11 protein-coding genes are annotated in these 13,231 nt (G+C 72.0%); all 11 read left to right on the forward strand.

Annotated elements, in window-relative coordinates; translation table 11 throughout:
* Positions 1-160: 160 nt before the first annotated feature.
* The 11 genes from Q673_RS30035 (at position 161) to Q673_RS30085 (ending at position 13,076) form a co-directional block, all read left to right on the forward strand.
* Positions 161-2,875 (forward strand): FimV/HubP family polar landmark protein, encoded by a 2,715-nt coding sequence (locus tag Q673_RS30035; protein ID WP_023006441.1) that lies wholly within the window; start codon positions 161-163, stop codon positions 2,873-2,875.
* Between the two features lie 7 nt (positions 2,876-2,882).
* Positions 2,883-3,803: a tRNA pseudouridine(38-40) synthase TruA gene (truA, locus tag Q673_RS30040; protein ID WP_023006442.1), complete on the forward strand. Its 921-nt coding sequence runs from the start codon at positions 2,883-2,885 to the stop codon at positions 3,801-3,803.
* Positions 3,800-4,429, forward strand: coding sequence for a phosphoribosylanthranilate isomerase (locus Q673_RS30045; protein ID WP_023006443.1), 630 nt, complete (start codon positions 3,800-3,802; stop codon positions 4,427-4,429). Before truA ends, Q673_RS30045 begins: the two co-directional genes overlap by 4 nt.
* Before the next feature lie 52 nt (positions 4,430-4,481).
* Positions 4,482-5,720, forward strand: a complete 1,239-nt coding sequence (gene trpB, locus Q673_RS30050) for a tryptophan synthase subunit beta (RefSeq protein WP_031218344.1) — start codon at positions 4,482-4,484, stop codon at positions 5,718-5,720.
* A 15-nt stretch (positions 5,721-5,735) separates the two neighbouring features.
* Positions 5,736-6,548: a tryptophan synthase subunit alpha gene (gene trpA, locus Q673_RS30055; protein WP_031218346.1), complete on the forward strand. Its 813-nt coding sequence runs from the start codon at positions 5,736-5,738 to the stop codon at positions 6,546-6,548.
* Positions 6,549-6,618: 70 nt separating this feature from the next.
* The gene (gene accD / locus Q673_RS30060) at positions 6,619-7,644 is read left to right on the forward strand and encodes an acetyl-CoA carboxylase, carboxyltransferase subunit beta (RefSeq protein WP_023006446.1); all 1,026 of its coding nucleotides are present in this window, start codon (positions 6,619-6,621) and stop codon (positions 7,642-7,644) included.
* Positions 7,645-7,651: 7 nt separating this feature from the next.
* Positions 7,652-9,043 (forward strand): bifunctional tetrahydrofolate synthase/dihydrofolate synthase, encoded by a 1,392-nt coding sequence (gene folC / locus Q673_RS30065; protein ID WP_023006447.1) that lies wholly within the window; start codon positions 7,652-7,654, stop codon positions 9,041-9,043.
* Positions 9,040-9,708 (forward strand): SPOR domain-containing protein, encoded by a 669-nt coding sequence (locus tag Q673_RS30070; RefSeq protein WP_023006448.1) that lies wholly within the window; start codon positions 9,040-9,042, stop codon positions 9,706-9,708. The genes folC and Q673_RS30070 overlap by 4 nt, the downstream gene beginning before the upstream one ends.
* Positions 9,708-10,262 (forward strand): CvpA family protein, encoded by a 555-nt coding sequence (locus Q673_RS30075; protein WP_023006449.1) that lies wholly within the window; start codon positions 9,708-9,710, stop codon positions 10,260-10,262. Before Q673_RS30070 ends, Q673_RS30075 begins: the two co-directional genes overlap by 1 nt.
* Before the next feature lie 71 nt (positions 10,263-10,333).
* A complete protein-coding gene (gene purF / locus Q673_RS30080) occupies positions 10,334-11,857 on the forward strand; it encodes an amidophosphoribosyltransferase (RefSeq protein ID WP_023006450.1) in 1,524 nt (507 codons plus the stop codon).
* 7 nt (positions 11,858-11,864) lie between these two features.
* Entirely contained in the window at positions 11,865-13,076 is a 1,212-nt protein-coding gene (locus tag Q673_RS30085) for an O-succinylhomoserine sulfhydrylase (protein ID WP_023006451.1), read from the forward strand.
* Positions 13,077-13,231 lie beyond the last annotated feature (155 nt).

Consider the following 13,231-nt stretch of genomic DNA (forward strand, 5'->3'; position numbering starts at 1 on the left):
TTTGCCGGGGGATACTTACTGTCAGGAGATCCGGCATGACGCCTCTGAGCGCAGCAGAATCAGATTTATGATACATAGGCGGTAAGAAGAAGATGACATAACGGCACCGCCTCGGCCGACGCGACGCGTCAGGCTTCGCCGACGTCTGCAAGGGAATCTCATGAAACGCAAGCTGACACTCGCCATGCTGCTCTCGCTCTCCGCCGCAAGTCCCATGGCGCTCGGCCTGGGGCTGGGGGAGACGGACGTGCGCTCCACCCTCAATGCGCCGCTGCGTGCCACGATTCCCCTGACCGACGCCGGCGGCATCCAGCCCGGCCTGCTCAACGTCACGGTGGCGGACGAACGGGCCTATGCCGCCGTCGGCCTGGCGCGCACCCCCTTGGCCGCCAGCGTGCGGGCCGAGGTCGCCCGGCGCCGCGGCGGCCTGGTGGTGGACCTCACCACCGAACGGCCGGTGCGCGAGCCCTGGCTCGACCTGCTGCTGCGCTTCGACTGGCCCACCGGGCAGCAGGTACGCGAGGTGACCCTGCTGCTCGACCCGCCCAACTACGACGAGATGCCGGCGCTGGTGGCGCCCTCCCGCCAGGTGGCGGCGCCTGCCGCCACCGCGACCCGGGAGGCGCGTCCGGCCCCCGCGCCCCCTGCGCCCGCGCCGGGTGGTGCGTCGTCCGCCGGCGAACCCGCCTGGGTGCGCAGCGGCGATACCCTCTGGGCGGTGGCCGGCCGCCTGCGGCCGGACAGCGGCATCAGCATGAGCCAGATGATGGTGGCGCTGGTGGCGGCCAACCCCGAGGCCTTCCCCTCGGGCAACATCAACGCCATGCGCGCCGGTTTCACCCTGGCGGTGCCCGATCGCGAGCGCATCGCCGCGCGCTCCCAGGCCGAGGTCGACCGTATCGTCACTGCCATGAACCAGGCCTGGGCCAACCGGGGTGGCGGTGCCCCCGCGCGGGTACCGCTGGGGGGCGAAGAGGCGGCCGCGACCGCGGTGGCGAGCGCCCAGCAGGCGCCGACCGACACTGCTCCTTCCCAGGCGGCCGCGCCGGACGCCGAGCCAACATCGGTCACCGACGCCGAGCCGGCCACGGCGAACGAATCTGGCGAGACTGGGGCCGACGCCGAGGGCCCCGAGCCGCGCCTCACCCTGCTGACCGACGCCGAGCTGGCGGCGGAGCAGACCCGGTCGTCGGCCGGGGCGGGGGAGGGCGACGCCGGGGCAGGCGATGCCGAGACTGCCGCCGAGTCGGAGGCGACCGGGACGCTCGCCGCCGAGGGGAATGCGGGGGAGGCCAGGGTCGAGGTCGACCCCGAGCTTCTCGCGGCGCTGTTCGGCGATGGCGAGCTCACCGAGGACCAGCGCCTGCTGCGTCTCGAGAGCCGCTGGCAGCAGAGCCAGGCGGAGCTCGAGGCGGTGCAGGCCGAGCGCGACGAGCTGCGCGACCAGCTCGGCGACATGCGCCAGGAGCTCGACGCCCTGCGCGACCAGCTGGCCCGGCTCGGTGCCAGCGCCGGCGGTGCCGAGGGTCCCGGGGCCGGTGGCCTCGCCGCGCCCGCCGAGGAGGGCCAGGAGCCCCCCTGGTGGAGGGCCTTCTTCCCGGGGCAGGTGGACCGCAACCTGATGCTGGGCGGCGCCGGCCTCGCCGCGCTGCTGGCGCTGTGGCTGGCGGTACGCCGGCGCCGGGGTCGCGAGGCGCGCGAGGAGGCCTCGGCCGGTCAGGTGCGGGTGGCCACGCCCGGGGCCGCCGCGCCGGGTGCCGCCGCGGCTCCCGGGGAACCTGTCGAGCAGGCGCCTGCCGAGCGCTCGGTACGCGCCAGCCTGCCCCAGGCGGAGGCGATCAACGAGGCCGACATCTTCATCGCCTACGGCCGCTATGACCAGGCCCGCGAGCTGCTCGACGCGAGCCTGGCCCGCGAGCCGGAGCGCGACGACCTGCGCCTCAAGCTGCTGGGGGTCCACCTCGAGCAGGGCAGTCGCGAGGCCGCCGAACGCGAGCTGGCGCGGTTGCGCGAGGGAGGCAACCCGGCGGTGATCGAGGAGGCCGAGGGCCTGATGGCACGCCATGGGCTCGCCCCGGAGGCGTCCGGCCAGGCCGCTGCCGAGCCACGCGGGGAACGCGCCCACTTCGTGGAGGCCGTCGCCCTGCCACCGTGGCGCTTCGACGAGACCGGCGAGGCGCATCCCGAGGAGGATGCCCAGAGGGAGGCCGAGGTTGCGGACGAGACCGCCTCCGAGGATGCCGTACCCGACGATGCCGCCTCCACTCGGCGGCCGGACGAGGCCGCCACGGCCGACGGCGACCCTGGCGTGACGCCGTCGGCAGGGCAGGGCATGACGGCCGTCGGGGAGGTTGGCACCCCCGACGAGGCACATGCCGCCGAGCCGGAGGAGGCGCTTCCCGAGGTGCCCACGCGCCGCGGCGACGATGGCCGCGAGGTGATCGACTACTGCCCGCCCAGCCTCGACACCGCCGCGGCCCCGCGGGAGGAGACGCCGATGCAGCCCAGCGTCGACTTCACCCCGCAGGGGCTGGGGCTGGCCGAGAAGGGGGACGGCTTCGATACCGACGAGAGCCTGCCACGGCTCGATGCCGAGCCCGATGGGGACGATCAGGGCGGCGAGCAGGGCGCTGCGGCCGCCGACAGGCCGTTGCCCGAGGCCTGGGAGGTCGAGGAGGTTTCCTTCCCGCCCCTGGAGCCGGATAATGGCGGTTTGTCCGCCGCGACCCCGTCCGACCGCCTGGCCGAGGCCCACCGGCTGGTCGAGGCTGGCGAGGCCGGGCGCGCCCGGGAGCTGCTCGATGAGCTCGCCCGCAGCGACGACCCGGCCATCCGCGACGAGGCGCTGGCGCTGCGCAGACGACTGGAACCCTGATCCCTTCATGACCCTGTTTCACCCCCTCGATGACAGGACCCCCCTGGCCGGACGCCTGGCCATGGCGGTCGAGTACGACGGCAGCGGCTACTGCGGCTGGCAACGCCTCAAGCACGCCGCCTCGGTGCAGGGCGCCCTGGAGGCGGCCCTCGCCCGGGTGGCAAGCGCCTCGGTGACGGTGCACGCCAGCGGGCGCACCGATTCCGGTGTGCATGCCACCCGCCAGATCATCCACTTCGACGCCCCGGCGCCGCGCTCCGAGAAGGCCTGGGTGTTCGGGGTCAACGCCAACCTGCCGCGGGACATTGCCGTGCGTTGGGTCACCGAGGTGCCCGACGACTTCCACGCCCGTTTCAAGGCCCTGGCGCGGCGCTACCGCTACGTGCTGCTCAACCAGCCCAGCCGCCCGGTGCTGGAGCGCGCCAACGTGACCTGGTGCCGCGACCCGCTGGACGCCGACGCCATGCATCGCGCCGCCCAGGCGCTGGTGGGCGAGCACGACTTCTCGAGCTTCCGCGCCGCGGGCTGCCAGTCGAAGACCCCCTGGCGGCACCTGCACTTCATCGAGGTGCATCGCCACGGCCCGCTGGTGGTGATCGACGTCCAGGGCAATGCCTTCCTGCACCATATGATCCGCAACATCGCCGGTGCCCTGGTCACGGTCGGCCGTGGCGAGGCCGGCGACGACTACCTGGCCGAGCTGATGGCGCTTCGGGATCGCACCCGCGCCGACGTCACCGCGCCGGCCTGCGGCCTGCACTTCGTCGACTCCCTCTACGACGAGGCCTGGGGCCTGCCCGCCGAGCCGCTGGGACCCAACCTGCTCGCCTTCCTTGGCGAGTGGACCGGGGAGCGCCCGCTGCCGGACTGCCCCTGGGTCGCGTTCCGCCGCGGCCGGCCGGTGGCGGCGGAAGGGGAGGCCACATGAGGCGCACCCGCGTGAAGTTCTGCGGCCTGACCCGCCCCGAGGACGTGGATGCCGCGGTGGCCGCCGGCGCCGACGCCCTGGGCTTCGTGCTGTGGCCCGGCAGCCGCCGCGCCGTGGACGAGGCCCGGCTGGCCGCGCTGGCCGAACGCGTGCCGGCCTTCGTGACCCGGGTGGGGCTCTTCGTCGACCAGGACCCGGCGCTGATCGAGCGCTGTGCCGCGCACCTCGACCTGCTGCAGTTCCACGGCGACGAGGCGCCGGCCGAGTGTGCCCGCTTCGAGCGTGCCTGGATCAAGGCGCTGCGCATGCGCGACGGCCTCGACCTGCCGGCGGCCGTCGATGCCTATGCCGGCGCCCGGGCGCTGCTGCTCGATGCCTACCGACCGGGGGTGCCGGGGGGCACCGGGGCCACCTTCGACTGGTCGCGAATCCCCGCAAGCCTGGCAAAACCTGTTATCCTCGCCGGCGGCCTGAGCGCGGCCAATGCCGCCGACGCCATCGCCGCCGTGGCGCCCTTCGCGCTGGATGTCTCCGGTGGCATCGAGGCGGCCCCCGGCGTCAAGGATGCCGAGCGCATGGCGGCCTTCATGGCCGCGGTGCACGAGGGCGACGCCCGCCACCCCTGAGCGTCGCGGGCGCACTGCGCCCGGCACTGCCTGTCATCCCCCAAGCCCCCCAATGGCGACCTGTGAGGTGTCTTTCGTGAGCAAGTTCAGTGACCTGACCCGACTGCCGGATGCCCGCGGCCACTATGGCCCCTATGGCGGCCGGTTCGTCTCGGAGACCCTGAGCTTCGCCCTGGACGAGCTGGAGAAGACCTACCTGAGTCTTCGCGACGACCCGGCCTTCCAGGCGGAATTCGACTATGACCTGGCCCACTACGTGGGTCGTCCTTCGCCGCTCTACCATGCCGAGCGGTGGTCGAAGCAGCTCGGCGGGGCACAGATCTGGCTCAAGCGCGAGGACCTCAACCACACCGGCGCCCACAAGGTGAACAACACCATCGGCCAGGCGCTGCTGGCCAAGAAGAGCGGCAAGCCGCGGGTGATCGCCGAGACGGGTGCCGGCCAGCACGGCGTGGCCACTGCCACGGTGGCGGCGCGCCTGGGGCTTGCGTGCGACGTCTACATGGGCGCCGAGGACGTGCAGCGCCAGAAGCTCAACGTCTACCGCATGCGCCTGCTGGGGGCCAACGTCATCCCGGTGGAGTCCGGCACCCGCACCCTCAAGGACGCCATGAACGAGGCGCTGCGCGACTGGGTCACCAACGTCGACAACACCTTCTACATCATCGGTACCGTGGCCGGCCCCCACCCCTATCCGATGCTGGTGCGTGACTTCAACGCCGTGGTGGGCCGCGAGGCGCGTCGCCAGTCCGTCGAGGAGTTCGGCCGGCTGCCGGATGCGCTCATCGCCTGCGTGGGCGGCGGCTCCAACGCCATGGGGCTCTTCTACCCCTTCGTCGAGGATGACGAGGTGGCGATGTACGGTGTCGAGGCCGGCGGTGACGGCGTCGAGACCGGCCGCCACGCCGCACCGCTCTCCTCCGGGGCGCCCCGCGGCGTGCTCCACGGCAACCGCACCTACCTGATGTCCGACGAGGGTGGCCAGGTCTCCGACACCCACTCCATCTCGGCGGGCCTCGACTACCCCGGCGTCGGCCCCGAGCACGCCCTGTGGAAGGACGTCGGCCGGGTCAACTACGTGGCCGCCAACGACGACGCCGTGCTCGCGGCCTTCCGCGAGCTGACCCGCGTCGAGGGTATCATGCCGGCGCTGGAGTCCGCCCACGCCCTGGCCTACGCCAAGGTGCTGGCGCCGACGATGCGTCCCGACCAGAACATCGTCGTCAACCTCTCCGGTCGCGGCGACAAGGACATCATGACCGTCGCCAAGCTCGACGGGATCGAATTCTAGATGACGGCCCAGACCATGAATCGTATCGACCAACGCTTCGCCGAGCTCAAGGCCCAGGGGCGCCGCGCCCTCATCCCCTACATCACCGCCGGCGACCCCGCCCCAGAGCACACCGTGGGCTACATGCACGCCCTGGTGGAGGCGGGTGCCGACATCATCGAACTGGGCGTGCCCTTCTCCGACCCCATGGCCGATGGCCCGGTGATCCAGAAGGCTTGCGAGCGGGCGCTCAGGCACGGCGTGCGCCTCAGCCACCTGTTCGAGATGGTGCGCGAGTTCCGCCAGAGCGATGTCACCACCCCGGTGGTGCTGATGGGCTACCTCAACCCCATGGAGCGCCTGGGCCTCGCCGCCTTCGCCGAGCAGGCCGCCGCGGCCGGCGTCGATGGCGTGCTGGCGGTGGACATGCCCCCCGAGGAGTCCGAGGAGCTCGGCCCCCTGCTCAAGTCGCATGGACTCGCCTCGATCTTCCTGGTGGCCCCTACCACTTCCGAGGAGCGGGCCGCTACAATATGCGCCCATGGCGAGGGCTACCTCTACTACGTCTCGCTCAAGGGGGTCACCGGCTCCGCCACGCTGAACGCGGCGGACGTGGCCGACCACCTGGCGCCGCTGCGACGCATGACCGACCTGCCGCTGTGCGTCGGCTTCGGCATCCGCGATGGCGCCTCCGCCGCCGAGGTGGGCAAGGTGGCCGACGGCGTCATCGTCGGCTCGGCGCTGGTCGGCCGCATCGCCGAGAACGCCGAGCGCCCCGAGGCGGTGCCCGCCGAGCTCAAGGCGGTACTCGGCGAGATGCGCCAGGCCCTGGACGCCCTGAGCGGCTGAGCCTCGTCACGCAATGTTCCATGCGCCCGGCACGCGCCGGGCGCCGACCCGACCACGGACCCTTTCTGACATGAGCTGGCTAGACAAGATCGTGCCCTCCATCGGGCGTATTCAGCGCCACGATCGCCGCGCAAGCGTGCCCGACGGCCTGTGGCGCAAGTGTCCCAAGTGCGAGGCGGTGCTCTACCTGCCCGAGCTCGAGAAGCAGCACAACGTCTGCCCCAAGTGCGACCATCACCTGCGCCTGACGGCACGCAAGCGCCTCGACTGGTTTCTCGACCGCGAGGGCCGAGAGGAGCTCGCCGCCGAGGTGGAACCCGTCGACCGCCTCAAGTTCCGCGACACCAAGAAGTACAAGGACCGCCTGGCCGCGGCCCAGAAGGAGACCGGCGAGAAGGACGCGCTGATCGCCATGCGCGGTACCCTGGACGGCCTGCCGGTGGTCACGGTGGCCTTCGAGTTCTCCTTCATGGGCGGCTCCATGGGCACCGTGGTGGGCGAGAAGTTTGTGCGCGCCGCCACCGTGGCCCTGGAAGAGGGCATCCCGCTGATCTGCTTCTCCGCCTCCGGTGGGGCGCGCATGCAGGAGGCACTCTTCTCGCTGATGCAGATGGCCAAGACCTCGGCGGCGCTGGAGAAGCTCAAGCAGGCCGGCGTGCCCTACATCTCGGTGCTCACCGACCCGGTGTTCGGCGGCGTCTCGGCGTCGCTGGCGATGCTCGGCGACCTCAACGTGGCCGAGCCCAACGCCCTGATCGGCTTCGCCGGTCCCCGGGTGATCGAGCAGACGGTGCGCGAGAAGCTTCCCGAGGGCTTCCAGCGCAGCGAGTTCCTGCTCGACCACGGCGCGGTGGACATGATCGTGCACCGCCGCGAGATGCGCGACACCCTGGGGCGCGTGCTGCGCAAGCTGACCGGCCAGCCGGCGGTCGGCGAGCCCGAAGTCGCGGTGGCCGAGCCGGACCTGGTCGAGGCCGCCGAGCGGGCCGAGGTCGAGGCGCCGGAGCCGACCGACGAGGCCATGGCCCCCGAGGCCCCCGCCGAGGGCGACGCGCCCGCGGCGGACCCGGCGCCGTCCGACGACGAGCGGCGCTGACGCGCCCATGAGCGAGGCGCTGCCCACCACCCTGGATGCCTGGCTGGCGCGGCTCGAGGCCGCCCACCCCCTGGGCATCGACCTCGGCCTCGAGCGCGTGGCCGAGGTCGCCCGGCGCATGGGGCTGCTCGGCCGGCCCCTGGCCGGGCGCGTGATCACCGTGGCCGGCACCAACGGCAAGGGCTCCACGGTGGCCATGCTGGAGGCGCTGGCCCGCGTCCACGGCCTGACCACGGCGACCTACACCTCCCCACACCTGATCCGCTACAACGAGCGCCTGCGCCTGGACGGCGAGGAGGCCGACGACGCCACCCTGATCGCCGGCTTCGCCGCCGTGGAGCGGGCGCGTCTCGACGGTGAGCCCGTCAGCCTCACCTATTTCGAGGTGGGCACCCTGGGGGCGCTGTGGGCCATCTCCCGGCGGGCGCCCGACCTGGCGCTGCTGGAGGTGGGGCTCGGCGGGCGGCTGGATGCGGTCAACGTCATCGACCCCGACGTGGCGGTGATCACCACCGTGGCCCAGGACCATGCCGCCTTCCTGGGCACGGACCTGGAGGGGATCGGTCGCGAGAAGGCCGGCATCCTGCGTCCCGGCCGCCCCGCGGTGCTGGGCAGCCGAGACCTGCCCCGCAGCGTGTGCCGGGTGGCCGATGCGCTGGGTGCCGAGGTCCAGGCCCTGGGCGAGGCCTTCGGGCGCGACGGGGATGGGGCGGGCTGGACCTTCCGGAGCCTTCGGGAGCAGCCCCCGGCCGAGACGCAAGATTCGTCGACCTGCGCACAGGCGACGACAGTGACACCGCTGGGGTCCGACCCCGACAGCATCACCGACCTCCCCGACCCGGGCCTGCCCCTGGACAACGCCGCCACAGCGCTCCAGGCCCTGCGCTGCGCCGACGTTACCCTCGAGCCGGCAGCCTGCCGCCGGGCCTTCACCGAGGTGCGCCTGCCCGGGCGCATGCAGTGGCTCGGCCAGTGGTGCCTCGATGTGGGCCACAACCCCCACGCTGCCGCCTACCTGGCCGATCGCCTGGCGGCGCATCCCTGCGCCGGTCGCACCCTGGGCCTGCTGGGGATGCTCGCCGACAAGGATGTCGAGGGCGTCATCGCCGCCCTGGCGCCGGTGGTGGACGCCTGGGTCACCGCGACCCTCGAGGGCGAGCGGGGGCGGGGCGCGGCGGAACTCGCCGACTCCCTCGAGGGGCAGGGGGCCGAGGTGCTGCATCGCGCCGACTCGCCCGCCGCGGCGGCGGCCTGGCTGGCCGGTCGCCTGGCCCCCGAGGACCGGGTGCTGGTGTGCGGCTCCTTCTTCACCGTGGGCGAGGTGCTGGAGTGGCTGGCGCCGTCGACCCCGGCGGGTCAGACTGACACGGACACGAGCTCCAGGGAGGTAGCCCCGTGAAGTACGGCATGCGAGAGCGCCTGAGCGGCGCGGTGATCCTGATCGCTCTGGCGGTGATCTTCGTGCCCATGCTCTTCGACGAGCCGGCACCGCGCGGCGAGCGCCCCGAACCGGCCCAGCGCATCGAGGCCCCCATCGAGGTGGAGCGCCACGACGTGCCGGCGCCGGTGCCGCCGGCAAGCCTGGATACCGGCGACGCGACGGCGCCGAGCGAGGCCCCCTCTCCGTCGACAGGTGCCGAGGCCGGCCGGCCCGAGCCAAGCGCGGAGGGCGAGGCCGCCGAGGCCCCGGCCACCGCCGAGGCCACGGCGCCCGAACCCGCCGAAACCGTCGATCCTATCGCCGAGCTGGCCCGGGCCGCCGATGAGCGCCTCGCCCAGGCGTCCGGCGAGCCGTCGCGGGGCGACGAGGACGCCGTGCCCGAGGCCGTCGCTCAGGGCGAGTGGGCGGTGCAGGTAGGCAGCTTCGGCGAGCCGGCCAACGCCGAACGGCTGCTGGCGCGGCTGCGTGACGAGGGCTTCGACGCCTACAGCCGCCCGCGTGGCGATGACCTGACCACCGTCTATGTGGGCCCCTACGCCAGCGCCGAGACCGGCGAGCGCGCCGTCGCCGAGGTCAAGGCCAGGGTCAACCTGCAGGGCCTGCTGGTGCGGGTGAAGGAGTGATGGCCCTGACCTGGCTCGACTGGCTGTTCATCGCGCTGCTGGCGGTCACCGGCATCACCGGGTTGCTGCGTGGCCTGGTGCGCGAGGCACTGGGGCTGGCGGCCTGGATCGTCGCCCTGCTGGCGGCCAGGGTGCTGGCCCAGCCGCTGGCCGACCTGCTGGCCGGGGTGATCGACAGCCCCGATGGACGCCTGGTGCTGGCCTTCGTGCTGGTCATCCTCGGCGTGGTGCTGGCCTGCGGCATCGTCATCCGCCTGCTCCAGGCCGCCGTGGAGTGGGTCGGCATGGGCCTGGTCAACCGCCTGCTCGGTGCCGCCTTCGGGCTGGCCAAGGGGGCGGCGGTGCTGGTGCTGGTGACCATCGTGATCGGCCTCACGCCCCTGGCCCGGCTCGAGGCGTGGCAGGGCGCGGTGACGCGCCCGCACCTGGAGCAGCTGCGCGACTGGGTGGTGAGCCAGTTCGAGGCCTGGGACGGCCGTATCCCCGAGGCGCCCGCCTCCCTGGAGGCGGTCCTCCCCGGCGACGGCGCGGATGACGCCGCCGCCGACCCCTGACGACGGCGTCGCGGCGGCCCCGGCCGTCCGACCCCATGAAAGCAAGCTCAAGGCAAGCGAGGTAAGGTGGAATGTGCGGTATCGTGGGCCTGATGGCCAAGCAGGCGGTGAACCAGGGCATCTATGACGCCCTGACGGTGCTACAGCATCGCGGACAGGACGCCGCCGGCATGATGACCTGGCATGAGGGCCGCTTCCTGCTGCGCAAGAGCAACGGCCTGGTGCGGGACGTCTTCCATACCCGCCACATGGCGCGCCTGAAGGGCAACCTCGGCATCGGCCACGTGCGCTATCCCACCGCCGGCTCCTCCAGCGAGGCGGAGTCCCAGCCCTTCTACGTCAACTCCCCCTACGGCATCGCGCTGGCCCACAACGGCAACCTGACCAACTCGGACCGCCTCAAGCAGGAGCTGTTCTCCTCCGACCTGCGCCATATCAACACCAGCTCGGACTCCGAGGTGCTGCTCAATGTCTTCGCCCACGAGCTGGGCAAGCAGGGGCTCCACCTCACCCCCGGCGACGTCTTCGACGCGGTGCGCCGTGTGCATCGTCGTTGCCAGGGTGGCTATGCCGCGGTGGCGATCATCAACGGTGTGGGCCTGGTGGCCTTCCGTGATCCCCACGGCATTCGTCCGGTGGTGTTCGGCACCCGTGACGAGGGCGCCGGCCAGGAGGTGATGATCGCCTCCGAGTCGGTGGCGCTGGACGTGGGCGGCTTCGAGCTGCATCGCGACCTCGCCCCGGGCGAGGCGATCTTCGTCGACATGGAGGGCGAGATCCACACCCAGCAGTGCGCCGACGCGCCGCGCCTGGCGCCGTGCATCTTCGAGCACGTCTACCTGGCACGCCCCGACTCCATCCTCGATGGCGCCTACGTCTACGGCACTCGCATGCAGATGGGCCGCAAGCTGGGCGATCGCATCCAGAGCGAGTGGCCGGAGCATGACATCGACGTGGTGATCCCGATCCCCGACACCTCGCGCACCTCGGCGCTGGAGCTCGCCCAGCACCTGGGGGTGACCTACCGCGAGGGCTTCATGAAGAACCGCTACATCGGGCGGACCTTCATCATGCCGGGCCAGACCCAGCGCAAGAAGTCGGTGCGCCAGAAGCTCAACGCCATCGGCGTCGAGTTCAAGGGCAAGAACGTGCTGCTGGTGGACGACTCCATCGTGCGTGGCACCACCTGCAAGCAGATCATCCAGATGGCTCGGGAGGCGGGGGCCCGCAAGGTCTACTTCGCCTCCGCCGCGCCGCCGGTGCGCTACCCCAACGTCTACGGCATCGACATGCCGGCGGCCGGCGAGCTGATCGCCCATGGCCGCAGCGAGGCCGAGGTGGGCGAGCTGATCGGCGCCGACCGGATCTTCTACCAGGACCTCGAGGACCTCAAGGCGGCCTGTCGCGAGGTGAATCCGAACCTGGACGCCTTCGACTGCTCGGTCTTCGACGGCGACTACGTCACCGGCGACATCGACGACGCCTACCTGGCGGCGCTGGAGGCCTCGCGCAACGACGATGCCAAGCAGCAGCAGAGCGCCGGGGATCATGCCCTGGTGGGCACCCACAATCTCGACGACGACATCGAGGACTGAGGCAGCCATGGACCCGAACGTACCCCCCGAGCCGGACTGGGCGCTGGCGACCCTGGCGATCCGCGCCGGCCATGAGCGCACCGCCGAGCAGGAGCACGCCGAGCCGATCTTCCCGACCTCGAGCTTCGTCTACGGCAGCGCCGCCGAGGCGGCGGCCAAGTTCGCCGGCGAGGAACCCGGCAACATCTACTCGCGCTTCACCAATCCCACGGTACGCACCTTCGAGCGCCGCCTGGCGGCGCTGGAGGGGGGCGAGCGCTGCGTGGCTACCAGCTCCGGGATGGCGGCGATCCTCTCCACGGCCCTGGCGCTGCTCAAGGCTGGCGACGAAATCGTCGCCTCGCGCTCGCTGTTCGGCTCCACGGTGAGCCTGTTCGACAAGTACCTGGGTAAGCTCGGCATCACCACCCGCTACGTGGAACTCTCGGACCTCGACGCCTGGGAGGCGGCGATGACGCCGGCCACCCGGCTGCTGTTCGCCGAGACGCCCTCCAACCCGCTCTCCGAGGTGGTGGATATCGCGGCTCTCGCCGAGATCGCCCATCGCCACGACGCCCTGCTGGCCATCGACAACTGCTTCCTGACCCCGGCGCTGCAGCAGCCGCTCGCGCTCGGCGCCGACCTGGTGATCCACTCCGCCACAAAGTACCTGGATGGCCAGGGCAGGGCGATCGGCGGCGCCGTGGTCGGCCGCGACCGCGAGCTCGAGGAGGTGTTCGGGGTGGTACGCACCTGCGGGCCCTGCTTGAGCCCCTTCAACGCCTGGATCTTCACCAAGGGGCTCGAGACCCTGGCGCTACGCATGCGCGCCCACTGCGACAACGCCCGCGCCCTGGCCGAGTGGCTCGAGGCGCACCCCGCGGTGGCCCGGGTGCACTACAGTGGCCTCGAGAGCCATCCCCAGCACGCCCTGGCCGCCCGCCAGCAGCAGGGCTTCGGGGCGGTGCTGGGATTCGAGGTTAGAGGCAGCGGCGCCGAGGGCAGCCGCCAGGCGGCCTGGTCGGTGATCGATGCCACCCGGCTGCTCTCCATCACCGGCAATCTGGGTGACGTCAAGAGCACCATCACCCATCCCGCCACCACCACCCACGGGCGGCTCTCCCCAGAGCAGAAGGCCGCCGCCGGCATCACCGAGGGGCTGATCCGGGTCGCGGTGGGCCTGGAGGCCTTCGAGGACATCCGGGGCGACCTGGCCCGGGGCCTCGACGCCCTGGCCTGAGGGTGGCTTCCCGCGCTCCGTGACGCCCGTCCCGCCCTCGGCGGGGCGGGCGTCGTTGTCTGCGCATGTGGTTTTTCCGAATGGTTGGTTCGGCATTATTCAGCGGACGCGAAAGGTCGCCTCGGGTAGGCTTTGCCCATCGATTCACCAGAGGG

It is taken from the genome of Halomonas sp. PBN3 (assembly GCF_000475415.1).
Taxonomy (GTDB): Bacteria; Pseudomonadota; Gammaproteobacteria; order Pseudomonadales; family Halomonadaceae; genus Halomonas; species Halomonas shengliensis.

Coding starts and splice junctions, on each gene's coding strand:
- Q673_RS30035 (WP_023006441.1), top strand. CDS start 161: ATGAAACGCAAGCTGACACTCGCCATGCTGCTCTCGCTCTCCGCCGCA.
- truA (WP_023006442.1), top strand. CDS start 2,883: ATGACCCTGTTTCACCCCCTCGATGACAGGACCCCCCTGGCCGGACGC.
- Q673_RS30045 (WP_023006443.1), top strand. CDS start 3,800: ATGAGGCGCACCCGCGTGAAGTTCTGCGGCCTGACCCGCCCCGAGGAC.
- trpB (WP_031218344.1), top strand. CDS start 4,482: ATGGCGACCTGTGAGGTGTCTTTCGTGAGCAAGTTCAGTGACCTGACC.
- trpA (WP_031218346.1), top strand. CDS start 5,736: ATGAATCGTATCGACCAACGCTTCGCCGAGCTCAAGGCCCAGGGGCGC.
- accD (WP_023006446.1), top strand. CDS start 6,619: ATGAGCTGGCTAGACAAGATCGTGCCCTCCATCGGGCGTATTCAGCGC.
- folC (WP_023006447.1), top strand. CDS start 7,652: ATGAGCGAGGCGCTGCCCACCACCCTGGATGCCTGGCTGGCGCGGCTC.
- Q673_RS30075 (WP_023006449.1), top strand. CDS start 9,708: ATGGCCCTGACCTGGCTCGACTGGCTGTTCATCGCGCTGCTGGCGGTC.
- purF (WP_023006450.1), top strand. CDS start 10,334: ATGTGCGGTATCGTGGGCCTGATGGCCAAGCAGGCGGTGAACCAGGGC.
- Q673_RS30085 (WP_023006451.1), top strand. CDS start 11,865: ATGGACCCGAACGTACCCCCCGAGCCGGACTGGGCGCTGGCGACCCTG.